Annotated in this window: 27 protein-coding genes; 15 read left to right on the top strand and 12 right to left on the bottom strand. The window is 44.0% G+C overall.

The window, feature by feature from the left end; genetic code table 11:
• Window positions 1-922 precede the first annotated feature (922 nt).
• Window positions 923-1,774: an RluA family pseudouridine synthase gene (locus IE104_RS06305; protein WP_189416807.1), complete on the top strand. Its 852-nt coding sequence runs from the start codon at window positions 923-925 to the stop codon at window positions 1,772-1,774.
• Between the two features lie 31 nt (window positions 1,775-1,805).
• Here IE104_RS06305 and IE104_RS06300 read toward each other — a convergent pair whose 3' ends face one another.
• A complete protein-coding gene (locus IE104_RS06300; RefSeq protein ID WP_189416805.1) occupies window positions 1,806-2,234 on the bottom strand; it encodes a VOC family protein in 429 nt (142 codons plus the stop codon).
• Window positions 2,235-2,469: 235 nt separating this feature from the next.
• Here IE104_RS06300 and IE104_RS06295 point away from each other — a divergent pair, with 235 nt between their 5' ends.
• Complete coding sequence (locus tag IE104_RS06295) at window positions 2,470-2,904, top strand: hypothetical protein (protein WP_189416804.1); 435 nt, start codon at window positions 2,470-2,472, stop codon at window positions 2,902-2,904.
• A gap of 13 nt (window positions 2,905-2,917) precedes the next feature.
• Here IE104_RS06295 and IE104_RS06290 read toward each other — a convergent pair whose 3' ends face one another.
• Window positions 2,918-3,412, bottom strand: a complete 495-nt coding sequence (locus IE104_RS06290) for a hemerythrin domain-containing protein (RefSeq protein WP_189416803.1) — start codon at window positions 3,410-3,412, stop codon at window positions 2,918-2,920.
• A gap of 300 nt (window positions 3,413-3,712) precedes the next feature.
• On the opposite strand from IE104_RS06290, the gene IE104_RS06285 reads away from it, so the two are divergent.
• From IE104_RS06285 to IE104_RS06255, 7 genes are all read left to right on the top strand, one after another.
• Complete coding sequence (locus tag IE104_RS06285) at window positions 3,713-4,327, top strand: hypothetical protein (protein ID WP_189416802.1); 615 nt, start codon at window positions 3,713-3,715, stop codon at window positions 4,325-4,327.
• Window positions 4,328-4,457: 130 nt separating this feature from the next.
• A complete protein-coding gene (gene ybaK / locus IE104_RS06280) occupies window positions 4,458-4,928 on the top strand; it encodes a Cys-tRNA(Pro) deacylase (RefSeq protein WP_189416800.1) in 471 nt (156 codons plus the stop codon).
• 11 nt (window positions 4,929-4,939) lie between these two features.
• The gene (locus IE104_RS06275; protein ID WP_189416794.1) at window positions 4,940-5,554 is read left to right on the top strand and encodes a DUF2238 domain-containing protein; all 615 of its coding nucleotides are present in this window, start codon (window positions 4,940-4,942) and stop codon (window positions 5,552-5,554) included.
• 66 nt (window positions 5,555-5,620) lie between these two features.
• A complete protein-coding gene (locus tag IE104_RS06270) occupies window positions 5,621-7,180 on the top strand; it encodes a winged helix-turn-helix domain-containing protein (RefSeq protein WP_189416792.1) in 1,560 nt (519 codons plus the stop codon).
• Window positions 7,181-7,287: 107 nt separating this feature from the next.
• The gene (locus IE104_RS06265) at window positions 7,288-8,202 is read left to right on the top strand and encodes a DMT family transporter (protein ID WP_229837648.1); all 915 of its coding nucleotides are present in this window, start codon (window positions 7,288-7,290) and stop codon (window positions 8,200-8,202) included.
• A gap of 126 nt (window positions 8,203-8,328) precedes the next feature.
• The gene (locus tag IE104_RS06260; protein ID WP_189416791.1) at window positions 8,329-9,147 is read left to right on the top strand and encodes a class I SAM-dependent methyltransferase; all 819 of its coding nucleotides are present in this window, start codon (window positions 8,329-8,331) and stop codon (window positions 9,145-9,147) included.
• 227 nt (window positions 9,148-9,374) lie between these two features.
• Window positions 9,375-10,196: a class I SAM-dependent methyltransferase gene (locus tag IE104_RS06255; RefSeq protein ID WP_229837646.1), complete on the top strand. Its 822-nt coding sequence runs from the start codon at window positions 9,375-9,377 to the stop codon at window positions 10,194-10,196.
• Between the two features lie 115 nt (window positions 10,197-10,311).
• On the opposite strand, the gene IE104_RS06250 is transcribed toward IE104_RS06255, so the two are convergent.
• Together IE104_RS06250 and IE104_RS06245 are read right to left on the bottom strand one after the other, a co-directional pair.
• The gene (locus IE104_RS06250; protein ID WP_189416789.1) at window positions 10,312-12,429 is read right to left on the bottom strand and encodes a hypothetical protein; all 2,118 of its coding nucleotides are present in this window, start codon (window positions 12,427-12,429) and stop codon (window positions 10,312-10,314) included.
• A gap of 212 nt (window positions 12,430-12,641) precedes the next feature.
• Window positions 12,642-13,625, bottom strand: coding sequence for a malate dehydrogenase (locus IE104_RS06245; protein ID WP_189416788.1), 984 nt, complete (start codon window positions 13,623-13,625; stop codon window positions 12,642-12,644).
• Window positions 13,626-13,944: 319 nt separating this feature from the next.
• Here IE104_RS06245 and IE104_RS06240 point away from each other — a divergent pair, with 319 nt between their 5' ends.
• Window positions 13,945-15,024: an acyltransferase family protein gene (locus IE104_RS06240; protein WP_189416786.1), complete on the top strand. Its 1,080-nt coding sequence runs from the start codon at window positions 13,945-13,947 to the stop codon at window positions 15,022-15,024.
• Between the two features lie 42 nt (window positions 15,025-15,066).
• Here IE104_RS06240 and IE104_RS06235 read toward each other — a convergent pair whose 3' ends face one another.
• The 4 genes from IE104_RS06235 to IE104_RS06220 form a co-directional block, all read right to left on the bottom strand.
• Window positions 15,067-15,684, bottom strand: coding sequence for a dUTP diphosphatase (locus IE104_RS06235; protein WP_189416784.1), 618 nt, complete (start codon window positions 15,682-15,684; stop codon window positions 15,067-15,069).
• Window positions 15,685-15,710: 26 nt separating this feature from the next.
• A complete protein-coding gene (locus tag IE104_RS06230; protein ID WP_189416782.1) occupies window positions 15,711-16,502 on the bottom strand; it encodes a TatD family hydrolase in 792 nt (263 codons plus the stop codon).
• Between the two features lie 161 nt (window positions 16,503-16,663).
• Entirely contained in the window at window positions 16,664-17,017 is a 354-nt protein-coding gene (locus tag IE104_RS06225; RefSeq protein WP_189416781.1) for a PilZ domain-containing protein, read from the bottom strand.
• Window positions 17,018-17,132: 115 nt separating this feature from the next.
• Complete coding sequence (locus tag IE104_RS06220; protein ID WP_189416774.1) at window positions 17,133-18,134, bottom strand: DNA polymerase III subunit delta'; 1,002 nt, start codon at window positions 18,132-18,134, stop codon at window positions 17,133-17,135.
• A 125-nt stretch (window positions 18,135-18,259) separates the two neighbouring features.
• Between IE104_RS06220 and IE104_RS06215 the strand changes: the two genes are divergently transcribed.
• On the top strand, window positions 18,260-18,913 hold the full coding sequence (locus tag IE104_RS06215; protein ID WP_189416772.1) for a pseudouridine synthase: 654 nt from the start codon (window positions 18,260-18,262) through the stop codon (window positions 18,911-18,913).
• A gap of 70 nt (window positions 18,914-18,983) precedes the next feature.
• Here IE104_RS06215 and IE104_RS19145 read toward each other — a convergent pair whose 3' ends face one another.
• Both IE104_RS19145 and tmk read right to left on the bottom strand, forming a co-directional pair.
• Window positions 18,984-19,403, bottom strand: coding sequence for a pilin (locus IE104_RS19145; RefSeq protein ID WP_189416771.1), 420 nt, complete (start codon window positions 19,401-19,403; stop codon window positions 18,984-18,986).
• 117 nt (window positions 19,404-19,520) lie between these two features.
• On the bottom strand, window positions 19,521-20,147 hold the full coding sequence (tmk, locus tag IE104_RS06205) for a dTMP kinase (RefSeq protein ID WP_189416769.1): 627 nt from the start codon (window positions 20,145-20,147) through the stop codon (window positions 19,521-19,523).
• Between the two features lie 169 nt (window positions 20,148-20,316).
• Here tmk and IE104_RS06200 point away from each other — a divergent pair, with 169 nt between their 5' ends.
• Complete coding sequence (locus IE104_RS06200) at window positions 20,317-20,829, top strand: peptidylprolyl isomerase (protein WP_189416768.1); 513 nt, start codon at window positions 20,317-20,319, stop codon at window positions 20,827-20,829.
• 2 nt (window positions 20,830-20,831) lie between these two features.
• A complete protein-coding gene (locus IE104_RS06195; RefSeq protein WP_189416766.1) occupies window positions 20,832-21,554 on the top strand; it encodes a UDP-2,3-diacylglucosamine diphosphatase in 723 nt (240 codons plus the stop codon).
• A 69-nt stretch (window positions 21,555-21,623) separates the two neighbouring features.
• On the opposite strand, the gene IE104_RS06190 is transcribed toward IE104_RS06195, so the two are convergent.
• A complete protein-coding gene (locus IE104_RS06190) occupies window positions 21,624-22,190 on the bottom strand; it encodes a lipid-binding SYLF domain-containing protein (RefSeq protein WP_189416764.1) in 567 nt (188 codons plus the stop codon).
• 376 nt (window positions 22,191-22,566) lie between these two features.
• On the opposite strand from IE104_RS06190, the gene IE104_RS06185 reads away from it, so the two are divergent.
• Together IE104_RS06185 and IE104_RS06180 are read left to right on the top strand one after the other, a co-directional pair.
• Window positions 22,567-23,196, top strand: coding sequence for a transglutaminase-like cysteine peptidase (locus IE104_RS06185; protein ID WP_229837644.1), 630 nt, complete (start codon window positions 22,567-22,569; stop codon window positions 23,194-23,196).
• A gap of 45 nt (window positions 23,197-23,241) precedes the next feature.
• The gene (locus tag IE104_RS06180) at window positions 23,242-25,152 is read left to right on the top strand and encodes a bifunctional diguanylate cyclase/phosphodiesterase (protein ID WP_189416763.1); all 1,911 of its coding nucleotides are present in this window, start codon (window positions 23,242-23,244) and stop codon (window positions 25,150-25,152) included.
• Window positions 25,153-25,209: 57 nt separating this feature from the next.
• Here the strand turns inward: IE104_RS06180 and IE104_RS06175 are convergent, their stop codons facing one another.
• On the bottom strand, window positions 25,210-25,539 hold the full coding sequence (locus IE104_RS06175; RefSeq protein ID WP_189416761.1) for a hypothetical protein: 330 nt from the start codon (window positions 25,537-25,539) through the stop codon (window positions 25,210-25,212).
• Between the last annotated feature and the right edge of the window lie 21 nt (window positions 25,540-25,560).

Here is a 25,560-nt window from a genome sequence, read left to right as displayed (position 1 = left end):
TCCAAAAATCTATTTATTTCTATGGTTGCCTGCCGCAGGCCTCACTTTTCTTTGCTTGCCCAAAGAAAAGTAAGCAAAAGAAAAGGCACCCTGCGAGTTCGTGTTTCCTCCGCGTTTCGGAAAATAGCTGTCGTTCCGACGCGACATCCATGTCGCGTAGTCACTAAAACGCACTTCCTGTGCGTTTTCCAACAATTTTCCTCCAATGCTCGGCGAACTCACAAGGGATTTAAGTCGCGAGATTCAGAGGTCACTTCCTTTAACAAATTTACAATTAACAGAGCTTTATTAAGTAGGGAGTCGTCATCCTCGCGTAGCGGGGATCCAGCTTTTGCTTTTCACTACTTAATTACAGCAAATAATGTGTTAAATAAAAGAATGTTTATTTGTGGCCTGTCAAAACAAAAATCAAGAGCTGGATCCCCGCTACGCGAGGATGACGACTCCCTATCTAGTCAAATCCAAATTTGATTCACTCAAGGCAATATCAATCACGAGTATCGTTATCAAAAACACCTTAACAAACCGCCCGCGAATTTGGCACCGAACGGGTCCCATGTGAATTTCCCGAGCATCGCAGGGCGTTAGGGGAAAACGGACAGGACGTCCGTTTTAGTCTTGATGGGACAGGGATGTCACACCAAGACGACCCGTAGGCGACCGAGAAGCGCAGGATCAGAAATTCGCTGGGTGTCCTTTCTTTTGGTTACTTTTCGTTGGACAAGCAACGAAAAGTGACTCGCCAAGAGGCGAAACAAATAAATCCAATAAAATGAAAACTTGGAGGCAGAATGACGTACTTTACTAATAGGAATGAACCAGTCTCCGTCCTCTCTATTTACTTTTCTCATGAAATTTGTCTTCTTCTATGTCAGTATGCAACAAACTTAATAGCTCCATTCGCCAGAGATACCGAAACACAATGTCAGATAAACTCCACGTTAACGATGCAGCAACCCTCCTTCCATTTCTCAACAATAAACTACAAGGATGGTCGCGCAGCAAAATCAAAGAGCGTTTGCAAAATGGTTGCGTCTCTGTAAACGGAACATCAATAACGCAGCATAACCACCCGCTTGCAGCAGGTGATCTTGTAGAAGTCTCCGCATCTCCGAAATCAACGAACAACGTAAGTACACATTTAGAAATTCTCTATTCAGATCGTGACCTTATCGCGATTAATAAACCCGCAGGTTTATTGTCTGTAGGTAACGCAAAAGAAACACAACAGCATGCTTTGGCATTATTGCGAAATCAATTATCTCGCCGTACACAGCAGGTGAAATTATGGCCAGTGCACAGAATTGATCGTGATACTTCTGGCGTTTTGTTATTTGCTACATCGCGCGAAATGCGCGAAGCCGTTATGGCCAAATGGGATACTGCAGAAAAAATTTATTATGCGATTGTAGAAGGTTGCCCTGAATCAGCTGCCGGAACTATTGATCAACCTTTAAGACTGGATGACATTGAATACCGCGTACACGTTGGTGAGCACCCCGATGCTAAACCAGCAATTACGCATTATAAAACTGAACGTACTTCAAACGGGCGCAGCCTGCTGCGCGTAGAATTGGAAACCGGTCGCCAACACCAAATTCGTGCGCATCTTGCGTGGCTTGGTTTTCCAGTTGTTGGTGATCAGCGTTACGGAACCGCAGGAAACCGAATGGGTTTGCATGCTTTACGCTTAAGCGTTACAAAACCGGGCAGCAGAACACCTCTTACTTTCGAGGCGCCTGCACCATTGGATTTTATGGCACTTATGCGTTAACTTTAAACGAAAAGTTGATTTTTTAATTTACCTAAAAATTAATTTTCACCGAATCTGCACTTCGTTTTGCTTCACCATGAAATACGGCTTCGATATTATTTCCATCCGGGTCCAACACAAATGCAGCGTAATACCCAGGGTGATAAGGCCGCTCACCTGGTTTCCCATTATCTTCACCACCATGATCTAAAGCGGCCTTGTAAAATTTTTCTACGGTTTCACGACTTTTAGCTTGAAACGCCAAATGGGTGCGCCCGGTTAAATCACCTTGTGCGGCTTTGCTATCAGCTGTAGATACAAATAATTCATCAGCCCAAAAGAAATCGTCACTTTTTCCACCTATGGGAATATCCAACACCTCAAAAATGGCAGTATAAAATTTTTGCGAGGCAGCTAGATCACTCACCACTAGCTGAATATGGTCTATTAACCTGCCGCGATGCAATTCTTGTGTACTCATTTTAAAACTCCTTTGATGAGATCATCATTAACCAACAATAGTCGTCAAAATAATTAAAAATGTGTATCTTAATGAGATAGCACGTCTTACAAAATGTTCCCCTACAAATTTTAAATCACGTTGGAGAGTTCTAGGCGTCAATTCTAAAAGTATAAGTGGCACACACTTTGTCAACGCCACTAACCGAGATGGATCTGCATTTCAACGCACTAGAAAACTAACAGGAATTTATTTAATGAAATCTAATTACAACAAACTTCTCATTCTCGGCGCAGTGCTTTCCGCTCTCGCTGTCCTCCTTCATATTGGCTGTATAATTTTCGGCGCGCCCTGGTACAGGGTTTTCGGCGCAGGTGAAGACATGGCTCAAATGGCGGAAGCAGGCAGCAACCAACCTGCGCTCATCACGTTTATAGTTGCAGTCATTTTAGGGGTTTGGTCACTCTACGCGCTTGCTGGAGCTGGAGTTATTCGCCGGCTCCCTTTGTTACGGACAGCGTTATGTTTGATTACCGCGGTATATTTAATCCGCGGAGTAGCAGCTCTTCCCTTCATGTATCAACTTAGTGAAAACAGTCCTTTATTTTGGTTGGTGAGTTCAGGCATCTGTTTGTTTTTTGGAGTTGTACACTTAATCGGACTGCGTCAGGTTTGGCAGAAGCTCAAATAAACCTAGCCTTCGCCTATTTGCTGGCGAAGGCATTTTCTAAAAAGCTTTGGCGAGCTGCGAGTTGAGCGCCTAACTTCCAACGGTCAATTTTATTGGAACGATTAACTTTAGGGAAAAGCTTGGTTTGCTTTTCCTTAATAAGGTATTTTACGTGTTCACCTAAAACTTTGATTTTAATATCATAGACAGCACTGTCCGCATCCAAGCCTTCAATTTCAGATAGCAAATACTTGACTACCGAATGCTCCATAGTAATGGCAGACAACCAACCCTTTTCCATCAGGGTTCTTTTAACTTCCTGGTAGAAAATATCATCTTCAAGATGCAAGTTAATCGTTAACGCCTTGCAAATCTTTTTAGCAATTTGTTGTTTTTCAGACAGAGATTTGGCGCGATTATAATTATCAAAATAATTAATAATTTCCTGGTGGCCTTGAGTCAAAAAGTCAATGGCATCAAAAACCGGAATGGATCTATCAAATAGAATTTCTCTAGCTATATTCGTCATACGTACCTCTAAAATCTGAGCAGGAAATAAACCATAGTTTTATTTCAGAACGATGATGCACCTTTAAAAAATGCATTCGTCTCTTAGGATGGGCGCCACAATAGTGGTTGCTAGCCTCCAAATCCGTTCGCCAGCCCACACTGTTAAAGAACCGCTTAAAATGTTCTTAGGATGCTTATAGATAGGAGAAACTCGTATGTTCATAGCCATTTATTCAAAGGCTTTTTAGCGCGCTATTTTGTACCCTTGTCTCGCTTGGATTCCGGATTTATTTTCTCATTCCATATCAAGGAGCCTGTTATGTGCGATCTATTTAAGCGGTGGATTTTTGGCCTCATGGGTTGTGTAGCTCTAGGCATAGGAGCCAATGCTTCTGCAGTAGTTATAGATTTTGACGACCGCATCCCTATTTATGACCCGGTTTTTTCCTGCTTTTGTGACAACCCGTTGAGCAATGAATATGAAGACAAAGGATTATTGATTCATGAGGGGTTTTTGAACGGAGAATCTCATGATGGCGGCGTAACTTATGAAAATTTTTTAATTACCGGTCCTTATGGACAATTGAGCTTTGTCGGAGAACTTCCCACGTTTGTGAGTATGCGCGTTACATCGCTTCACAACGATGTCATCTATTTATCAGCCTTTGGGGAAAATGGCTTTCTGGAAATGAAAAAGACACCTGGTTTCGGCGGCCCCTTTGATGACACCCCAGCAGAACCCAATTTCTTCGTGTCTTTCGCTATTGAAGAAGGAATAAAATTTATTACCATTGATGCGTTCTATTTCCGATCAACCGGCGCAGCGATTGACGATTTGACCTTCACTTACAGCTCGGTACCGGAGCCATCATCCATTATGCTAGTAACCTTGGCATGCATAGTTTTTTTAAGGCGATCCTTTTTAAGCAAATGAATGGACTGCAACATACACCCAATAAAAAGCCCGGATAACCGGGCTTTTTATTGGGGACCTTTCCAAGAGCTGTGTTATATAATGCCGGTAGAAGCTCCACCTAAGTTTAAATAAATTAGAATCGACTATCATGACCCCAGCCATTAAAGCATTACAGAAAGCCAAGATAAATTTTAAAACCCATGAATACTCGCACGACCCTGCGGCAGAATCCTATGGTTTGGAAGCCGCTGAAAAAATGGGTGTAGATGCAGCGCGTGTATTCAAGACATTGGTTGTAATGCTGGACGCAAAAGACTATGCCGTGGGCGTGATTCCCGTATCAGACATGTTGAGCATGAAGCAAATTGCCAAAGCGGCTGGAGCCAAGAAAGCAGCCATGGCTGATAAAACCGATGTAGAGCGAATTACCGGTTATGTGTTAGGCGGAGTTAGCCCACTGGGGCAAAAAAAACGTTTAAAAACATTTATTCACAGCTCTGCACAAGGACTCCCTACTATATTCTTTAGCGCGGGGCGACGTGGTCTGGAAATTGAAATGGCACCGCAGGATTTAAAAAACCAAACCTCCGGGCAATTTGCTGATTTAACCTCTCTCTAACGGATACAATCATGGTGAAGTCGCGTACTCCTTTATTTATTTTTCTATTAGTTGCGCTAGCGGTTAGCCTGGCATTATCGGGCTGGCATCCCTATGATCGCACCACATGGATTTTGGAAATCTTTCCTATTCTTATCGCTTTACCTGTGCTCTTTGCAACTTACAAAAAATTTCCGCTGACCACATTTTTATATATTTTCATTTTTATTCACGCGCTGGTTCTTATTCTGGGCGGTGCCTATTCCTATGCACGAGTACCTTTTGGTTTTAGCTTGCAGGAATGGTTTGAATTATCGCGCAATCCCTACGATAAAATTGGCCATTTTTTTCAGGGTTTTGTGCCTGCTTTGGTAGCGCGCGAAATTTTATTTCGCAAACACATTATCAAGGGTACAAAAATGTTGGCCTTCATCATCGTTTGTATAGTCTTGGCGATTAGCGCAACTTATGAACTTATTGAATGGGCCGCTGCCTTAGTTCTCGGCCAAGGTGCAGACGAATTTTTAGGCACCCAGGGCGACCAATGGGATACGCAATCTGATATGTTCCTGGCCTTGATAGGTGCCGTTACCGCCCTACTTTTATGTTCGCGGTATCATGATTCACACATGCGCAAACTTAGCTAATACCTGGCCATGCTCGTAGCTAGGTGAGACCATAGCTCACTATAAAATTAGATAAAGGAAAAAACTTTGAGTGTCTTTTACCAAAGTCAGGGCTTTGTGATTTATCCCCAACGTCAAACAATTGTTAAGGGCGATGAGGAGATTCAGGTTCGCTCCAAAACATTCGCACTTCTTTTGCTGTTATTGGAAAAGCCTGGGGAAGTATTAAGCAAATCCTATTTATTGGACAGCATTTGGGATGACGTAAAAGTAGAAGAGCAAGTGCTGGTACAATCCATTCGCGAACTGCGCCAGTTATTTAGCAGTGCAGATATTATTCAGACCTATCCTCGCAAAGGTTATGCCTGGGCAGCAGATGTTGAAAAACTTGAACAATGCAAAGTTTCCGCAACTCAAGTCAACGAAGCTCCCGCGCTTGAATTACCTTTAACTGAAGCCGATTTAACTGAAAGCTCTTCAACTGAAACGCCGACTCTCGTTTCAAAAAGCTTATCCCCTCGCCGCAAACTCTATGCTTTAACGGGTGTTCTGCTAGCACTTGGACTGGTCCTATGTGCTGTACTTTTCAATACCATAAATCGAACAAGCGAACCTCAAACCGATGTTGTCGTTATCATGCCCGTTAAAAACCAGCTACCCGGCAACGAGTACAATTGGGTTCCCTTGGGTGTGATGGATCAATTGATACATTTGCTGGTATCCGACAAGAGCGTACAAGTGATGTTTTCGGAATACGTGTTCCAGATTATGCGTTACGCGCATCTGGATCGCGATTATGAATCTGAGCAGATTCCAAAACTGTTTGAAGTATCAGGCGCTACTTTAATCGTTGAGTCGCAATTATCCGGCGCGGTGGAAGATTTTCGTCTGGATTACAAGTTGCGCACCCGCACAAATGTTAAACGCGGCGTTATTTTTGAAAAGGATCTTAATCAGGCCGTCTATAAACTTGGGCAAATTATCGTCAACCAGACCGGGCAAAAATTGCAAGATGTTGAACTCAATGCCCAGGCAAGTTTTGCCAATGAACTTATGGCACGCGGCGTGGAAAAGTTAGATAAAAATGACTTTGCGTCTGCGGAAAATTTATTCAAGAGCCTAATCCAGTTGGAACCTAACAACTTACTGGCGCGGGAAGAATTGCTGCGCACATTGCTAAGGTTAAAACGTTACGATGCGGCTAAAGAGCAAGCTGAAACCGCCATACAACTCGCCGGCAAAGACCAATCACGTGTGCAAGCGCGCATGTACTTTTTCCTCGCGGTTATTCATTTGGAACAAGGCAACACTGAAGCGGCTTTAGGCAACCTCGATCGCGCCGATGAGTTTTCCACCAATGGTCAGGAACTCCTCGTAGGTTCGGCAGTAGCTGGCATACGTGCTCGAATTCACAAAGAACGCGGTGATTTTAATTTGGCTCAAGCGGCTTACGAAAAATCGCTGAATTATGATAAAACCATTCGCTGTTCAATTGGGCAAAGCGACAATCACCTCAATCTTGCCGAACTATTTTCGCAATTGGGCAAACGTGATTTGGCGATTGAACATTACAACGAGGCGAAAAAACTTATTGAATCCCATCAGCTAGATGCAATGAAACCCCGTCTTGCAGAAATTAAACTCTGATTAAATCCTTACACCTCAAGGGTTTAATAAAATTTCATAATTTTTAATTGGGATTTTCTCACTGGTTTGACGAGAGTACGACTCATACCACCACATGAGTCGTGCCCATGCTCAAAGTTATCAACCAAAGTCCGATTAACTGCGTCCATATCTCCCCTCTGGACTTTGCGCGCCTGGGTTTACTTGCCGCCATTTGGGGCGCCTCCTTTATCGCCATGCGCGCCTCAGTTCCCGAGCTAGGCACCTTATTGGCAACTATAGGGCGCGTCAGTCTCGCAGCAATAGCACTGGTTTTATTTTCCCACCTCAATAAAATCCCTTTACAGTGGAAGCGCCATTACAGGGCTTACTTCCTCGCGGGATTATTTGGTGCCGCACTCCCCTTCGCACTTTTTTCCTACGCAGCTCATTATTTACCCGCCGCGCTTTCCGCTTTACTCAATGCAACCTGCCCTTTATTCGGTGCGCTTTTTTCAATGCTTTGGCTGGCAGAGAAACTGAGCGCACGCAAATTAATCGGTTTGCTATTGGGTTTGGCTGGCGTGTGGATGTTAGTGGGTGCCCGCTCATTATTTGCCAATAACCCAACCAGTCTATCTCTCATCGCTTGCCTGCTTGGGCCCGCCTGTTTTGCAATTTCAGGAGTGGTGATTAAGTATTACAGCTGCAGCAAGAAAGAAAACCGTATCGAACCCCTGGCCATGGCAACGGGTTCCATGGTGGCCGCCAGTTTGATTTTGTTACCCGCGCTGCCATTCAGTTTGCCCGCACAATTTCCCTCTTACCCGGCGATAGGATTAGTCGCAGCGCTCGCACTTTTCCCCTCAGCTTTTGCACAAATCATTTTTATACCCCTGGTGGCACGCATAGGGCCAACACGCGCTATGTCCGTATCATTTTTAATTCCACTCTTCAGCATGATTTGGGGCTTCCTGTTTCTAGACGAGGTTATAGGCATTAGCTGCGTACTGGGGGGCTTCGCTGTGCTTGCTGCTACCGGGTTGGTTGTTAAAACCGACTAAATATTGCATCAAGCATTCCTAACTTTTTATAAGTTTCTATTTAAAAACTCCATACGATTCCATGACCATCCCAGTTAGGCTGTTACAAGATGGTTTTTTAAAAAACAGCAATCAAGGACATAACTTATGAATAAGCCCATCAGATACCTTTGCTTACCAATGCTCGCGTTGGTGTTTACCAGCATAGCTCCCGCAATGGCAGCCACCGAAAAAACGGTGCAACAGCAGTTGCAAGAAAACATTAATGGCAGTTGGCGCACAGAAAAAAACCGGGCACGCGATGCTTATCGTCACCCGCTACAGACGCTCACTTTTTTTGGAGTTAAACCCGATGCACATATAGTGGAACTCTTCCCGAGTGGCTCCGCCTGGTATACAGAAATACTCGCACCTTTTGTGCGTGACAAAGGCAAACTTACTATTATTAATGTAAAAGGCAATCCCGAAGATTCAGGTCAAAAAGAAAAGTTTGCGGCTGACCCAACGCGTTATGGAAAAATAAATATTTTGGAAGTCGCGCCACCTAATTTCAGTTTTGGTGAACCCAACTCAGCAGATTTTTTTTTAACATTCCGCAATGTGCATAATTTTGCAATGAAAGATGCGCAGGCTCAATTTTTTGCAGAAGCCTATAAAGTTCTTAAACCAGGTGGAATACTGGGTATCGAAGATCACCGTGCGGCCCCGGGAAAAAGCTTTGAAGAAGTGAAAAATTCCGGCTATCAACCCGAAGCCTTTGTGATTGCAGAAGCAGAAAGAGCGGGCTTTCGTTTAGAGGCGCGCAGCGAAATCAACAGCAACCCCAAAGACACCAAGGACTATCCAAAAGGCGTTTGGAGCTTACCACCCAGCCTTGAAGCGGATGAAAAAGATAAAGCCAAATACATAGCCATAGGCGAAAGCGACAGATTCACCTTGCGCTTTGTAAAACCTAAAACCAAATAAAAATATAATTGCGACCAGCAGGCAGAACGCATATGCTACTGTCGCAATCTGCTAGTATCGCGCCTTTGCAAGAAGCGCGCGATACATTTTCAGCCAGCCTTCTGCATTAGATGTTGCGTCGTGTAAATTTGTAAATTCTGAATATTTCAAACAACATTACTTTTCATTTTTTTACAATTACACAACATCCCCAAGCCATTCAACCAAACTAGATCAAGGAATTATTTATGAATATAGCTCGCAAATTTAACTTGATATCAGCCCCCCTCTTAGCCTTGAGCCTTGCGCTTACCGCTCCGGTTTATGCAGACAAAGATAAGTCTGTAAAACAACAGTTAGAAACAAGCATTGCTGGTAGTTGGCGTAGTGAAAAAAATAAGGCCCGCGATCAATATCGCCATCCACTGGAAACATTGACATTTTTTGGTATCACGCCAAAGGCGAAGGTCATTGAATTATTTCCGGGTGGCAGCACTTGGTACACCGAAATTCTCGCACCTTTTTTAAAAGACTCGGGTCAATTGACAGTTGTTAATTTCAAATCGGAAAAAGAAGACAACAGCCAAAAAGATAAATTCGCAGCCGACCCTGCTCGCTACGGCAAAGTAAAAGTGGTTGAGATTTCCAAAACAAACATGAGCTTTGGGGAACCCGGTTCGGCAGACTTTTTCTTAACCTTCCGCAACGTACACAACTTTGCAATGCAAGGTACACATAGCCAATTGTTTGCGGAAATTTACAAAGTGCTCAAACCGGGTGGTGTGTTGGGTATTGAGGACCACAGGGCTGCCGAAGGAAAAACCTTTGAAGAAGTTAAGATGTCTGGCTATCTGCCCGAAGAATTTGTAATTGCTGAAGCAGAAAAAGCAGGCTTCAAACTGGATGCACGCAGCCCGGTCAATAACAACGCTAAAGATACAAAAAATTACCCTAAAGGTGTTTGGACCTTACCACCAGTTTTAAGGGAAGGTGATACCGACAAAGACAAATACTTAGCCATTGGCGAAAGCGATAGATTCACCTTGCGCTTTGTTAAGCCTAAAAAATAATTGCGTGTTAACCAAGGGCGAGCAATGCTTGCCCTTTTTTATTTTTAGGAATCGTGATTACCGGCAGTGATCAAACCAGCCTTTTACAAGATCACGCTGCTAAAAACCTACCTGGTTAATGTATCTGTAATTCATCAATATGATTAATTAATGTCGATATTTCGCGGTCAATGATATCGCCACTACTCAATAGCAAATACATACGTTGTTCGTATTCGTTAATGGCATTATCAAGCAAAATCAATCCACTTCCCTTCAGATCCAGCAAATGATAAGCCTGCCGAATTTCAGCGATAAAGTTGTTGAACGTCTTGCGATTTTCTTCCACTTGGTAGGCGTATTGAATATCGAGATCAGCCAATTGATTTTTCGTTGATTCGATCCAGGACGCCATTCCTTCAGACTGCAGGGTAACACCAGCCTCCGATTCCAAATGATGTATATGAGCATCCACAACTTTCACCAAGCCCAACAACGTGGATTCACTCAAGGGTTTTGATTTATCCGTAACAGGTAGGAGCATCAAACATATTTTTTCACTGGAAAATAAGGTCCCTTCATTAACATAAAAAACCGGATCTTTAAAAGCAAAAGATTTCACAAGATCTTTCATTTGTTCGTTAAAAATATGATCGGGTAAGTGTTCGTAATCTCCCGCACTGGATTTGATAAAAAAACCGGCTGGCGAGTTAAATTCTTTGAGAAACTGTATTATAAGACCAGACATTTCCTGAACAGATGTAGATTTCAAAATGTCGTATATGGATTGATTTACAGAATGAGTTTGGCGATATTGAAATGCCATTTTTTCCATTTCCTTGGCCATTTCCTCCAGCTCCATTCCTAATTTGACAATATCCATGTCTTCAGTAAGTTCATCCGAAGATTCCTCTTGCGATACATCATTTGCTAATGGAACGCCGCGCTCCTGTAATTGGCTGTAGAGATGATCCACCTCACTTTCCAATATTTCGATGCAGCCTTCGCATTCTTTAACCATTCGCTCCAGGCGACTTACTTCTTGCTGTTTTGAATTACGTAGATCTTCATCTTCTGTAGCCTCTATGGATAACTTGAACAAAGATATTTCGTGCTCCAAATTTGTAATAATATCCCGCTGCGCTTTGTTATTGTCGCGCAGCTGTTTAATTTCCATAACAATCTTGTCATGATCAAGATAATCAGGCGGCGATAACGCAGACCGCGCAGCAAACTCAGCACCTAAATTAATTTCGTCAAGAATTTCACTTTTGTTGTCATTCAACATAAGAGCGTAATTAGTCACTTGAGACTTTGCATCCTTAAGTTCCTTCTTAAGATTGGCAATATACTGGTCCGATTTCATCAATTCCATTTCCATCATCCGGAGAGAAGCTTCCATCTTTTTGCGAACACCCGGACTCATATCGGCGTGATGGTTATTCAATTCATTAATTATTTCTTTCAATACGCGACTTTTATCATTGGAAATACTTGAAATAGAATCCACTCGCTCGCTACTGTGCGTCAAATATTGTTCCGGTGACATGCCATTAACAGGAATATTATTTTCCCGGCCAATAGCCGTAAGGTTTCCCTGGTTAATAGCGCTGAGCATTTTTTGCAGATTTAAAATGGTTGCCTTGTTTTCACGTTGATAAGCCTCTAATTGCGCCTGGCGTTTTTTTGCGTGATCCAAACTTCGTTGTAATTTTTTATTTTCCGCCTCTAATGGTTTAAGTGCGTCTATGCGTTCTTGCAACACACGGGTACGATTGTTACGTACTTCTTGTCGATTAGTGGTTTGTTTACTAAACCAGCGTACTATGTCTGCCAATTTCTTTTCAAATATGCCCCAGCCTGCATGGGTAACCCCACGCTCTTCATATACATCCTTCTCGGCATTCAGGTATAAATATCTTAGTGCCGCAACCTTCGCACTAAAAGCTTGTGTGGCATCAATTTTGGGGAGCGTTGCTTGGACATGTTTTTCGTAGCGTTGTTGCGCATCGGCAATACTGAGGGACAAATAATCAGCAATTGTTTTCTCACTGGAGTCGACTTTATGCTCTGATTGCAAAACCTGAATTTCGCGCTCCTTTTCACTATATGCAGAATTTATTTCACTGCACTTTTCCATTAGCTTTTGTAGCATTCGTTTTTGTTTACGAATGTGAATAACCATAAAAAAAATCGCAATTAATGCGACAACCAGGGTTTCACCCAAAAGCAATATAAATAATGAAGAGCCCATCTCGAAATCCGATTCAGGTCAGCCAAACACATTCAAAATTTGCGTAGGTATGAAAAGACTAGCACAAACATGGACGGAGACAATGCAGCTCTAAAATTTAGGAGATCGAAGAATTAAGCGCCAAGATAGCATTTTATAGATGTAAAAAAAGCCGCTATAGATTACCTATGCGGCTTTTTTATTTCCCAGCAGAACTATGCTGGTAGTTTTTATTAAGACGGCAACAAATCAGCTACTGCATCGCGCTCTTCTTGCAATTCTTTTTCAGTGGCTTGCATTTTACCGCGAGAGAATTCGCTGATTTCCAAACCTTGAACAATTTCCCAATCACCGTTTTTGCAAACAACCGGGAATGAGTAGATCAAGCCTTTCTCAATGCCATAAGAACCATCGCTGTATACGCCCATGCTCACCCAATCGTTAGATGGAGAGCCTAAAGCCCAGTCGCGAATGTGGTTAGCTGCAGCATTAGCCGCTGAAGCAGCTGAAGAAGCGCCGCGCGCCGCAATAATTGCAGCACCACGTTGTTGTACGGTTGGGATGTATTCGCCTTCGTACCAAGCGCGATCAACCAGGCTCAATGCTGGCTTGCCATCTACCAAAGTATTGTGAAGATCAGGGTATTGAGTCGAAGAATGGTTACCCCAGATCAATGCCTTAGTGATGTTGTTAATGCTGGTACCAGTCTTGGTCGCCAATTGTGACAAGGCACGGTTGTGATCCAAACGAGTCATTGCAGTGAATTGACGTGGGTTGATATCCGGAGCATTGCGTTGAGCAATCAGGGCATTGGTGTTTGCAGGGTTGCCAACAACCAATACTTTAATATTGCGTGAAGCGTGGTCGTTAATGGCTTTACCTTGTACAGAGAAGATTGCAGCGTTAGCAGCCAACAAGTCTTTACGTTCCATACCTGGGCCACGTGGACGTGCACCTACCAACAATGCGTAGTCAGAATCTTTGAAAGCAACGTTAGGGTCGTCAGTGGTCACAATGCCAGCCAACAATGGGAACGCACAGTCGTCCAATTCCATAGCCACGCCTTGCAAGGCTTTAAGAGCTGGGGTGATTTCCAACAATTGCAAAATTACTGGTTGATCTTTGCCCAACATATCGCCAGCGGCGATGCGGAACAACAATGAGTAGCTGATTTGGCCTGCGGCGCCGGTGACGGTAACTCTTACGGGTGCTTTCACGGTGAGACTCCAACTTGGTTATAAAACAAATAGGGGGTGCTATGGGTCAGAACAAGGATAGTAGGCATTTTGTGCCTCGGCCTGTCTTTAAGGCCAGCCTTTAAGATAGGACGGGCGAGCATTATAGAGAATTGGGGGGAAATTTCACCTGTTTTGATTGCAACGACAAACCATTAACCCCAACCGCAACAATACCCCCTCCATTATTGTTGGCATAGCTTAGGCGTTGAAGATGGGGTTGTGTTCTGTGTGTAAGCGCACCGTGCACTCCAGTAGCTCGCTTTACCCTTAGTCCTTCAACCGAGCAAGGACATTCCCCATGACCGATATCAATGCTGGCACTCTCCCCAGTAGATTCTACGCCCTGGATGGGATTCGCGGTGTTGCCGCAATCGCCGTCATGTTTTACCACTACACGCAACACAATCAGTTAGATTGGCTCCACGGTGCATGGGTCGCTGTCGATATCTTTTTTATTTTGTCGGGCTTTGTGCTCATGCACAGTTACAGCAAAAAAGTTTCACAGGGAATGACATTTAAAGAGTTTTTTTATTCGCGCATCGCACGCTTGGGGCCAATGTACATAGTCGGATTGGCATTGGGAATTGGCGCGGCGCTTTTGCTTATTTTTTCCAATCCAGAAAGCCCAGTACGGCTAATCAATGTAGCAACTGCATCTACGTTGAATTTTTTTCTCTTACCCTATTTTAACGAGTACGCGTGGCCGTTTGGCAGCCATAATATTCATGGCACTGTGTTTCCATTAAATGATCCCTCGTGGTCGCTGTTTTTTGAAATTTTCGTGAATATTATTTTCTTCGTCTATTTAGCATATTGTCGAAGAATCAATTTATTAATATTTGTGGTTATGAGCGGAATTATATTTATTGTGCTCACCCTTGGCTTCCACCAGATAAACCCCGGTGCACGCGGAAGCAGTTTTGTTTTTGGATTTCCACGCGTAATTTTTGAGTTCTTCTTTGGAGTTTTAATTTATCAATGTTATAGCTACTACAAGTTACCGCCAAAAATTTTTACTTACGGAATATTCTTCCTTGTAGCCCTCTGTTTTTTCTCTTCCAAAGGCGCCATAGCATTAGTCAATGCGCTAGTACTTGCGCCAGTATTGATAGCAATTTTCGCTAAGCTACCCGTTTCAGGTAATAGTGTCGGCGCTTGTAAATTTTTGGGGGATATCTCTTACCCGCTTTACGTTACGCACTACCCTATTTACCGATTGCTTGCAGAGATGTCTTTTATGAGGGAACTGTCACCACTTATCCAAACGCTACTTTTTTCAGCGATTGCGATTGTAGCTGCAGTTATATTGATTAAAATCGATGAATCGATTCGCAGTTCATTTAAGCAAGCGAAATTATTGCGGGAACATAACTCGTAAAACGGGAGATCAGGAGCCATTGGGCTGGCTCCCGGGAAGAATTTACTTTGAGTAACGGCTTTTCAGGGCTGCGTAGAGTTCATCTTTAAACTCCGCTTTGGTTGTATCCAAACTTAACACGGCTTCTACCAAATGCTCATTGTCTTCGCGTCCGTCGTGCCAATGTTTACGATAAGAACCGTCTTTATAGCCATGATCCTGGCGGAAAAAATTCAACACATTTTTACCAACGTAGCCGCGATAAAGTTGGTCAAAACTCATATCAATCCCCGCCATTAAGCGGCCAAACAAACCAATATGAAATTGGCGATCACCTAATGTAGCAGCAACAAATTTTTCCAAGTCCAGACGAAAATCTTTTTCTTCGGTTTTGATAATCAGATCATTTTGAATTTGCGCAATGATCAATTCCGGTTTGGCTCCGCTTTGCAACAGAATACTTAAACCAAAATGCCAAATATCAATTAACTCAAGCGCAACTTGCTCAGTATCGGGTGATTGCTTTTTCCACCATTTCCAACCGTAATGATCCAACAATTCTGCACACTCCACCCAAATTGCACGGTACCATTCGTAGCCTTGGCTTTTCCAGTCGGCATTCACTTTTGTGTTCATGCCATCTTGCAGCTCAAGCATAATTTTTATTTGTTGGGGATTCATAATGTATCTCTAGTTATCGATAGAATTTACTGTGGTAGATATTGTTTTGCTTTACTGAATAAGCGATAGAAATTCTCGCAAGTATGCTCGCCCAGTTTTTCGATACTCATGCCTTTTAAGTCAGCGACAAATTGAGCCACTTCATACACATATTTGGGCTCGTTAGGTTTGCCGCGGTAGGGAATGGGTGCAAGGTAAGGTGAATCAGTTTCAATCAACAAGCGATCAATTGGCATATTGCGCACGACTTCGCGAATTTGCTCGGCGTTTTTGAATGTCACTATGCCCGAAATGGAAATGTAGTAATTCAAATCCAGCGCGGCTTTTGCCATTTCCCAATCTTCGGTAAAACAATGCAACACACCGCTGGATTCAAGGCTGCCGTGTTCTTTGATTAACGCGAGCGTATCAGCTTTGGCTTCACGCGTATGAACAACTACCGGTAAGCCGATTTTTTTTCCCACATCCAAATGCATCGCAAAACTTTCGTGCTGTAATTCTTTGCTTTCGGTTTCGTAGTGATAGTCCAAACCTGTTTCGCCAAGGGCAACAACTTTTGTTTGTGATGCCCATTGGATAAGTTGCTCAGCAGTCGCCGTGCCGTCTTTCACATCGCAGGGGTGAACACCAACCGAAGCAAATACACAGGGATGCGCTTGGGCTATGTCGATGACAGTTTGAATATTGTCCAGGCTAACACCAATACACAGCATCTGTTGTATACCGCGCTCGTTAGCGGCGGCAATGGCATTGGCGAGCTTGCCGTCGTAGCGATCGAGATTGATGCGATCCAGATGGCAGTGTGAATCAATTAACATAGGTAGTAAGGTCAGCTAAAAATGTGCGCCGATTATAAAGGATAACGACAGAGAATTCTTCGCCGCTTCTACGCATCCTTGCCCGCGGCACAAGGTTCATCCCGAACATAAAAAAGCCAGCGATAAGCTGGCTTTAAAATCGTTTGTCGTATATGAGTTGCTTACATCGTATGCGTTGGCTTGTCTGAATTGATGGAGCCCGCAAGGTAGGTTTCAATTTTGGTTACTGCTGTATTGTCTTGATCGGTAAATTGCACGCCAATTCCCGCAGCACGGTTACCTTGGGCTCCACGTGGAGTAACCCATATCACTTTACCCGCAACCGGAATTTTTTCGGTTTCTTCCATCAAGCTCAACAACATAAAAACTTCGTCGCCCAACTTATAGCTCTTGCCGGTAGGTATAAACATTCCGCCATTTTTCACAAAAGGCATATAGGCGGCATAGAGCACCGCTTTGTCTTTAATGGTGAGGGAAAGTATGCCGTTTCGGGCACCGCCGCCTATCGCTTGCATAAAGTAATCCGTCTGAATTCAATGGACTAAAACATAATGTGCTGAACCATAATGCAATAGTTTAGACCTGTCTAGCCGCTATTGCGTCACTATTTTTGATACGAATTCAGTTTAGTTATTTTGCGGTTCTTAAAAGCGCACCCCAATCCATTAACATTTCTTCAAGCAGCAACTGCTTGTTTGGATTTGAGTTGCCTAAGAGTTGGCGTTTGGACACCAGCATTTTCTCCACATAACGATGGAGAAGCGCCCCTGGGATTTTCATTAAGCGCTCACGCAAATCTTGCGGCAGTTGATTTATCAGGAGCTGCTCTGCCCCAACCTGCCAGCGAATAACCGAATGTAGCCAGACCAGGAACCACTCAACCAAGGCTATGACATCATCTTTTTGCCACTGGGCCGCGACTTCAATAGCAGATATTTGCCCCGTGCTGAGGCGAACCAAATTCAATAACCAGGCATCGCGGCGCTCCAAAGCGTCGCTTTCCAGATAGGACAAGGCGGTTAGAGGCGCGCCGCCAGCGGCTTCCATGAGTTTCTCTACCGGAATATTGCTACCCACCATTAGCGGTTTAAGCCAATGAATTACCTGCTCGGAATTAGGTGTTGCCAGTAAACGCATTTGGCAGCGGCTGCGAATCGTGGGCAAAACGGAACTTGGGGCGTGGCAAACCAAAACCAGGAGCGTGTTCGCGGCGGGTTCCTCAAGGGATTTAAGTAAGGCATTGGCAGCGTTAGCATTCATAGCTTCTGCAGGTTCGAGCACCACGACTTTGAAACCGCCTTGTTGTGCCGTTTTACCTAAATCGTCTATTAGTGAACGCACCTGATCGACCTTAATCCCTTTTGCACCCTCCTCCGGCTCGATCACGATAAAATCTGGATGATTGTGAACTCTGTTCAACATGCAGCCGCGACATTTACCACAGGGGGTTCCCTCAATGGGGGACAAACAGAGCAGCAGCTGTGCAAGTGCCTCTGCAAGATGACGTTTACCAATGCCTTTGGCCCCAGCGAACATCAACGCATGTGGCAGTTTGCCAGCAGCAATTTGCTGGTTTAACTGGTGCCATTCTTGTAACTGCCATGGGTATGGATGAGAGGGAAAATCAGACATAGACGCGCTCACATGATTGAGGGCGCAAGCTTACCAATCGTGGCGGCCACTTAGCAAACACAGCCGTTTAGCAATTTGATGAGAGATTTGCGATAATCGCCGCCCTTCTATTTAGCAGCTCCAGAATGAACGATTTAATCCCCAACACCTGCGGCCTCGATATCCTTCACCTCGACGACGATTTGATGATCTGCAACAAGCCGGCAGGTCTATTGACCGTTCCTGGAAAGGGGCCGGAGAAACAAGATTGCCTGATTAACCGCGCGTTAAAATTCAACCCCAATGCGCGCGTGGTACATCGATTGGACCAAGGTACCTCAGGCATTGTGATGTTTCCGCTCAACTATATGAGCTTGAAGATTCTCACCAAACAATTTGAGGCTCGGGGCATACACAAACGCTATGTGGCCGTTGTAAGTGGATTAATCGAACAAGATGAAGGCGAAGTAAAACTGCCGTTAATTTGTGATTGGCCAAATCGCCCGTTACAAAAAGTGTGTTATGAATCGGGTAAGCCCGCGCATACGCGGTATCAGGTGTTGGAGCGCGATCAAACAAAAAATTGCACGCGGGTTTTACTGGAGCCAGTCAGCGGACGCACCCATCAGCTACGCGTGCATATGCTGAGCATTGGCCACCCCATGTTAGGGGATCAACTTTATTCGCCCGTGGAAATACAGGCGCAAGCACCTCGTTTATTGTTGCACGCGCAGCATATCCAACTTACGCATCCAATCCTGCGGCATAAAATTGAAGTGGAATGTTTGGCAGAGTTTTAGTGATTAGCGAAATAAAAAAGCGCATTAGTTTTTGATAATGCGCTTTTAAGCTAATGAAAATGAGGTTGTCTTAACAGCCAGTGGTAACCGTTGTAAAGGTTGGCGGCAAAATGGCAGATGCAGCTTCAGTGTAAGTTGCCGAGCAGTTGGTCGTTACCGACACGGTTGCCGTAGCGCCGGAAACGGTGGTGGTATAGTCCGTTGGCTCGATCCCGGCCACCGCAGCAATATCATCCGCATCGGGGTAACCATTCACAAAATCGACCGTAACGCCTTCAAAAATTTGTGGTGTAACCGGGTTAACAAGAAACTTCCCGTGCGTCATGGCAGCGGTAGATTTCAATGTACCCAATGCTGCGTTTACTTTTGCAATTCGCGCATCGCTGGTTAAATTTACGAACTTCGGAATAGCTGTCGCCGCCAAAATACCCAAAATAACGATTACGGCAATCAATTCAATTAGGGTAAAACCGCTTTGTTGTTTTTTCATATCATCACCTATTTAAATGAACTTAGCGGGCGCTATTCAAACAACTCATAACGGCCAGTCATTAATAACTCTAGATCTAGATTGAAAGATAATCAAATTAATGGTTTTTATGCGTCATTAGACGGTAAATAAATGGCTTAACTCTTTATCGATATCAGCTTGTACCTGATTCAACTCTTGACCAGCATCTATTAACGAGTAACGACCTGGAGATTCAGCAGCACGTGCTTTGTACGCACTACGTACCCGCTCGAAGAAGCTTAGGGTTTCACTTTCGAAACGATCCAGCTCACCACGTTGACGCGCACGATTCAGGCCCAACTCTACATCTATGTCTAATATCAATGTTAAATCCGGACGGAGTTCGCCTTGAACCAGGACTTCCAGCTGCGTGATTGTTGCTTTACTTAAACCGCGACCGCCGCCTTGGTAGGCGTAAGTAGCGTCTGTAAAACGATCACTCAACACCCATGCCCCACGCGCCAAAGCTGGCTTGATAACCTGAGCCAGATGCTGTGCACGAGCGGCAAATACCAGTAGTAATTCCGCCGTTTCGTCCACAGATTCATCGCGCTTACTCAACAATAAGCCACGAATCTCTTCCGCCAGGGGCGTTCCGCCAGGTTCGCGGGTCACAACGACTTCCACACCCTTTGATTGCAGCCAATCGCGCACAAATGCCAAATTGGTACTTTTACCTACGCCCTCAGTGCCTTCGATGGTGAGAAATTTACCGCGCAGCATGAATATGTCTCGCTTTTATCTATTTAATTTATTTGAATCGCCCGTATGTGCTTATTGAAACTTTGGGGCTTAGGCTATTTGAACGTTTCTTTGCCTTCGTTGAACGCGTATCATACCCGCTTTTTGAGACTTACCGACTTTTTGTCACTCTATGTTTTAGGAGCTTCACATGATTACTTTACATACTAATTACGGCGACATAGTTATCGAATTGGATTTCGAAAAGGCGCCCAACACCGCAGCAAACTTTTTGCAATACGCTGAAGAAGGTTTTTACAACGGTACAATTTTTCACCGCGTTATTGATGGCTTTATGATTCAGGGCGGTGGCATGACTGAAGACATGAGCGAGAAAAAGAAAACCCGCGACCCTATTCAAAACGAAGCTGACAATGGTTTGAAAAACGTAACGGGCAGTTTGGCAATGGCTCGCACTAACGACCCGCACAGCGCTACTGCACAATTTTTTATTAACGTAAAAGACAATAGCTTTTTGAATCACAGCGGCAAAACCAGCCAAGGTTGGGGCTACGCTGTTTTTGGTAAAGTGACCCAGGGTATGGATGTAGTTAATAAAATTAAAAGTGTAAAAACCGGCAGCAAAGGCTTTCATCAGGACGTTCCAGTTGAAGCCGTTACCATCCAAAACGTAACTGTTGATAAAACAGCTTCTGCCGAATAAATATGGCATCGCTATTTATTTCAGATTTACATCTCCACGAAAGCCGCCCGCAGATTACGCGGGCGTTTTTTCAATTTCTGCACACGCAGGCAGCTACTGCAAATGCGCTTTATATCCTCGGCGATTTTTTTGATGCATGGATTGGCGATGACGATGACGCACCACTCAATCTTGAAGTCGCAAACGAATTAAAAAAATTAAGCGATGCAGGCACAAAAATTTTTTTGATGCACGGCAACAGAGATTTTTTGCTTGGCGAAACATTTGCAGCACAAGCTGGTGCACAACTACTCCCGGAATACACCACAATCGACTTATACGGAGAACCTACCCTATTAGTCCACGGCGATAGCCTGTGCACGGATGACACTCAATACATAGCCTTCAGGCAACAAGTTCGCTCCGCCCTTTGGCAACAACAAATTCTTGCACAACCTCTTGCAGCTCGCCGCGCCTTAGCCGCGCAATTGCGGGAGAAAAGCCAGGCAATGAATAGCCTAAAAGCGGAAGACATTATGGATGTTAACCAGGCAGAAGTTGTGCACGCCATGCAAAACGCCAGCGTTAAACGTATGATTCATGGGCACACCCATCGCCCGGCACATCATTCATTTGATATTACTGGTGAGCCGGCAGAACGCATAGTCTTGGGCGATTGGCACCATAAAGGCTGGGCAATTTATGCGGATGAACACAAAGTTGAACTCATTAGTTGGCCTATATAATCTGACCAATTTCAAATAAAAAATGGCGATCATATGATCGCCATTTTTTATTTATCCAAACACATAAACTCAATTTAATTCAGCGTCTTTCCAATACTTGGTGCCTTTAAGCGTTGCCTGAAGGGCCAATCCACTTTCGGTAATTTGATAAATCGTTACGCCATTTAGTAAAGCCTCACCACCAATAGCCGCACCCTTATCACCCGCTTTAGCGGCGGCATCAACATGGCCGCCAAATTCCCAGCCGTTATCGATAAATGCATCCAGGGATTCCTGGGTTTTGAAAATAAACACTGCACGAAAATCTTTAACACCCAAACCGAGCCCTACCCCCGCCTCACCCATTTTCATATAAACCGTTTTTTTCAGGCGTTTGTTTTCCGCAACACCATAGCCACCGCCCACGCTGGCAAATAATAAATTCACATTGGCATTGCTAAACACAGCGTAACCTGGAGACGCGGCTATTTGCGCTCGGGCATCCGGGTGTATTTTATAAAGATCTGCCAACACCTGGGTGCGCATATCCAGCGCTGCCTGACGCTTTTCGTGTGGGCTTGAACCTTTAGTTGTAGTGCAACCTGAAACCATGGCTACAATGACGATACCTAACACCAGATACACTAATTTTCTCATTTAATTATCCTCAATCTTGTTTATTCGCCAAACACTGCGTTGAACAAAGCTTACATTCTCATTCCACAAGAACCAAATGCTTTTGGTTATCTCTAGACACGTTTAACAAGGTTTTGTTGCACCTGTCGCACCTTCATCCGCAAACTATGAATCGAGTCACTTTTTGATCAAACCTCTGTAGGCATACCCTTAGTATTTTGTGAATTTAAGCTGACGCACTTTTCGCCCATAAGTTCCAGACTTGGCTATACTCAAGGCATCGTTTATTCAGGTTAGTAATTCCACATTGATTTCACCGCGCCGCTCGCCATTTGCATTGGAGAACTCCGGTTTTCCAGGCTCCCTTTGGATACGCCATTTGCGCGGGTATCTGCTCGTGGCGACATTCATGTATGGCATGCTTTGTTCTGCCGCACTTAACATCAACAAATTAGAAAACACCATGCAAACCCGTTTTGGTGTAGCGGGAATTGCTAAATTCCATACTTGGAATTTGTTAATCGAAAACAACCAAAATAAATCTACGCAAGAAAAAATCAAAGCGGTGAACGATTATTTCAATAAAAACACTCAATTCGTTGATGATATTGTCCACTGGAAAGCGAGTGATTATTGGGCGACACCGCTAGAGACTTTGGGCAGCGGTGCCGGCGATTGTGAGGATTACACAATCGCAAAATATTTCACCCTTATACAATTAGGTGTTTCTGTTGAACACTTGCGCCTTATCTATGTAAAAGCACAGATTGGCGGAAGCTCCAGTAAAATATTTCAAGCTCACATGGTGCTTGGTTATTATGAACAACCCAATTCGATTCCACTTATTTTAGACAGTTTAGTTTCTGATACCGATAGGGCCGACAAACGTAGCGATTTACATCCCGTATTTAGTTTTAACAGCGATGGTTTATGGGTTGGCAATCAAGCCCAACCGCAAATTGATCCGACTGCACGCCTCTCCCGTTGGCGGGACGTGCTTGACCGTATGAAACAAGAGGGCTTTTAATGAAGCTCTTATTAAAGAGAAGCACTCATTTTAAGAGAAGCAATTATGTCGTTAATTAAACAACTGTGGATTGGCATTATTGTATTGCTGCTACTGGCCTTGGGCGGAAGTTTTATTATTAGCATTTTATCTGCCCAACATTATTTGGAAGAACAGTTGCGCGTAAAAAATATGGATAACGCAACATCGCTTGCGCTATCCATGTCCCAAATGGAAAAAGATCCTGTCACCTTGGAGTTATTAATTAGCGCCCAGTTTGATACGGGGCATTACGAATACATAACCTTGGCAGATCCTCAAAAGAAAATTTTGGTTGCGCGCCGTTACGAAGAAAATAAAAACATTAAAGACTCAGCAAGTGTTCCTAATTGGTTTACGCGTTTAGTGAATTTTGATGCAGAGCCAGGAATCGCACAGATACAAGATGGCTGGCAACAATTTGGAACGCTTACTGTAAAAAGCCATTCCCGTTATGCATGGCAAGCGCTATGGCATAGCACCTCACAGTTACTGACCTGGTTTGTTGTGGCAGCTATATTAAGCGGCATAGTTGGCACCATTATTTTGAAATTTATTTCTAGTCCTTTAAATACAGTGATCAACCAAGCAGAAGCTATAGGCCAACGCCGCTTCGTTACATCTGACGAACCCAAAACAACAGAATTCCAACGTTTGGTTCGCGCCATGAATGCGCTTTCGCAAAGCGTAAAAGCCATGCTTGAAAAGGAAACCAAACAATTGGAAAAACTGCGCCGCGAATCGCAGCTGGATGCTCTAACAGAGCTACCCAACCGCAACCATTTTCTTAATTTATTGGAAAGTAAATTAACTCGCGATGACAGCGACAGTTCGGGCGTGATTGCGGTGGTGCGTTTTTTAAATCTGGCGGAGTTGAATAATCACCTTGGCCGCGCAGCGGCAGACCACGCACTTTTACAAATTGCTGGAGTGCTACATCAGTTTATTACACGCTACCCAGGCAGTCATGCAGGACGTTTGAATGGTAGCGATTTTATGCTGGTAATTTCCAGCAATCCATCTGCTGAATCTGTTGGAGCTGAGCTTTCAGAGCAGCTGAATGCGCAACTCAGCGACAAAGATTTACGCACAATTCAGCTGCCAATTGCAGTTTGCACTTACGTTAGCGGCGAAAAGCGCAATGAATTAATGCATAAACTGGATGGTGCGTTGGCTCAGGCAGAACTTAAAGGCAACCGCGCACTTATTGTTCTCGACACCAACAGTTTGCCAAGCATTCATCGCAACCTGAGCGATTGGCGTGATGCCATCACCCAGGCCTTGCAACACAAAAAATTACAGCTCGCACATTTTGCCGTACGCACCCCTGCTGGCATCACGCTGCACAACGAAGCTCCAGTTCGATTATTACTCGATGATGACTGGCAACCTGCAGGTTATTTTATGCCGTGGGCAGCACGCCTCGGCATGATGCCTGCTATCGATTTGGAGGTAATAAAGACGGCGCTGTCCAGCATCAATAAAGAATCTGCAATCGCTATTAATATTTCGGCAGATTCGCTTTGCAATGCAGAATTTCGCGAGCAAGCGCTTGCGCTGTTAAATCAATCGCTAAATAAAACACACAATTTGTGGTTGGAGTTTCCAGAGTCTTGTGCCTTGCGCCATATGGCGGAGCTACGCAGTTTTACCAATTCTTTGCGCGCCTTAGGGTGCCATATTGGGCTTGAGCATGTCGGTCTGGAATTCACCAAAATTCGCGAGCTGCAAGATATAGGCTTACATTATTTGAAAATTGATGGCGCAATTATTCGTGATATTGAAACAAATTCTGGCAATCAAAATTTCTTGTCAGGTTTGTGCAAAATTGGGCACTCTCTGGGAATAGTAATGATTGCTGAAGGGGTTCGTTCTTCAGCTGAAAAAGAAAAGTTAATTCAACTTGATATAGACGGATTTACGGGCCCTGGAATTTAATACAAAAAATAAAGGCGCTTTTTCAAGCGCCTTTATTTTTACAATATTTAAAACTATTCAAATTTTTAAATCATCGCCGTCATCAAGCAAATTCATTCCTTGTCGCTGGCCACGTAATTCTCTACGCGATAACAATTTAGTCTGCGCAGCTTCCGGTAAATCAGTGAAGCGAATTGTACCTTGATCGACCAACAAATTAATGACGTCTTCAAGCACCCGCGCCATCGCCTGATCTGATTGTTCAAGCGTGGCCATCTGTGATGGTTTTAAGGATTGCAAATATAAGTGCAATTCACTGGAATCATCATTAACAAATTCACTGACATCTTCCGCTGCAATTTGGCTGATCGCGATAATTGCACCGTCTTGATTGCGTTTTATATACATAGAGTAACCTGAGTCTACTAA

Origin of the sequence: Cellvibrio zantedeschiae (genome assembly GCF_014652535.1) — a bacterium.
Lineage (GTDB): Bacteria > Pseudomonadota > Gammaproteobacteria > Pseudomonadales > Cellvibrionaceae > Cellvibrio > Cellvibrio zantedeschiae.
Note: the sequence above shows the minus strand (reverse complement) of the source record. Positions and strands in the feature narration are given on the sequence as shown.

What these genes read in the sequence shown, in the direction of transcription:
- IE104_RS06300 (WP_189416805.1), bottom strand. Translation starts at nt 2,234, where the DNA reads ATGAGTACACAAGAATTGCATCGCGGCAGGTTAATAGACCATATTCAG.
- IE104_RS06220 (WP_189416774.1), bottom strand. Translation starts at nt 18,134, where the DNA reads ATGTCTGATTTTCCCTCTCATCCATACCCATGGCAGTTACAAGAATGG.
- ybaK (WP_189416800.1), top strand. Translation starts at nt 4,458, where the DNA reads ATGACCCCAGCCATTAAAGCATTACAGAAAGCCAAGATAAATTTTAAA.
- IE104_RS06295 (WP_189416804.1), top strand. Translation starts at nt 2,470, where the DNA reads ATGAAATCTAATTACAACAAACTTCTCATTCTCGGCGCAGTGCTTTCC.
- IE104_RS06285 (WP_189416802.1), top strand. Translation starts at nt 3,713, where the DNA reads ATGTGCGATCTATTTAAGCGGTGGATTTTTGGCCTCATGGGTTGTGTA.
- IE104_RS06175 (WP_189416761.1), bottom strand. Translation starts at nt 25,539, where the DNA reads ATGTATATAAAACGCAATCAAGACGGTGCAATTATCGCGATCAGCCAA.
- IE104_RS06235 (WP_189416784.1), bottom strand. Translation starts at nt 15,684, where the DNA reads ATGAATCCCCAACAAATAAAAATTATGCTTGAGCTGCAAGATGGCATG.
- IE104_RS06275 (WP_189416794.1), top strand. Translation starts at nt 4,940, where the DNA reads ATGGTGAAGTCGCGTACTCCTTTATTTATTTTTCTATTAGTTGCGCTA.
- IE104_RS06290 (WP_189416803.1), bottom strand. Translation starts at nt 3,412, where the DNA reads ATGACGAATATAGCTAGAGAAATTCTATTTGATAGATCCATTCCGGTT.
- IE104_RS06200 (WP_189416768.1), top strand. Translation starts at nt 20,317, where the DNA reads ATGATTACTTTACATACTAATTACGGCGACATAGTTATCGAATTGGAT.
- IE104_RS06215 (WP_189416772.1), top strand. Translation starts at nt 18,260, where the DNA reads ATGAACGATTTAATCCCCAACACCTGCGGCCTCGATATCCTTCACCTC.
- IE104_RS06230 (WP_189416782.1), bottom strand. Translation starts at nt 16,502, where the DNA reads ATGTTAATTGATTCACACTGCCATCTGGATCGCATCAATCTCGATCGC.
- IE104_RS06250 (WP_189416789.1), bottom strand. Translation starts at nt 12,429, where the DNA reads ATGGGCTCTTCATTATTTATATTGCTTTTGGGTGAAACCCTGGTTGTC.
- IE104_RS06260 (WP_189416791.1), top strand. Translation starts at nt 8,329, where the DNA reads ATGAATAAGCCCATCAGATACCTTTGCTTACCAATGCTCGCGTTGGTG.
- tmk (WP_189416769.1), bottom strand. Translation starts at nt 20,147, where the DNA reads ATGCTGCGCGGTAAATTTCTCACCATCGAAGGCACTGAGGGCGTAGGT.
- IE104_RS06225 (WP_189416781.1), bottom strand. Translation starts at nt 17,017, where the DNA reads ATGCAAGCGATAGGCGGCGGTGCCCGAAACGGCATACTTTCCCTCACC.
- IE104_RS06195 (WP_189416766.1), top strand. Translation starts at nt 20,832, where the DNA reads ATGGCATCGCTATTTATTTCAGATTTACATCTCCACGAAAGCCGCCCG.
- IE104_RS06180 (WP_189416763.1), top strand. Translation starts at nt 23,242, where the DNA reads ATGTCGTTAATTAAACAACTGTGGATTGGCATTATTGTATTGCTGCTA.
- IE104_RS06265 (WP_229837648.1), top strand. Translation starts at nt 7,288, where the DNA reads ATGCTCAAAGTTATCAACCAAAGTCCGATTAACTGCGTCCATATCTCC.
- IE104_RS06255 (WP_229837646.1), top strand. Translation starts at nt 9,375, where the DNA reads ATGAATATAGCTCGCAAATTTAACTTGATATCAGCCCCCCTCTTAGCC.
- IE104_RS06190 (WP_189416764.1), bottom strand. Translation starts at nt 22,190, where the DNA reads ATGAGAAAATTAGTGTATCTGGTGTTAGGTATCGTCATTGTAGCCATG.
- IE104_RS19145 (WP_189416771.1), bottom strand. Translation starts at nt 19,403, where the DNA reads ATGAAAAAACAACAAAGCGGTTTTACCCTAATTGAATTGATTGCCGTA.
- IE104_RS06240 (WP_189416786.1), top strand. Translation starts at nt 13,945, where the DNA reads ATGACCGATATCAATGCTGGCACTCTCCCCAGTAGATTCTACGCCCTG.
- IE104_RS06305 (WP_189416807.1), top strand. Translation starts at nt 923, where the DNA reads ATGTCAGATAAACTCCACGTTAACGATGCAGCAACCCTCCTTCCATTT.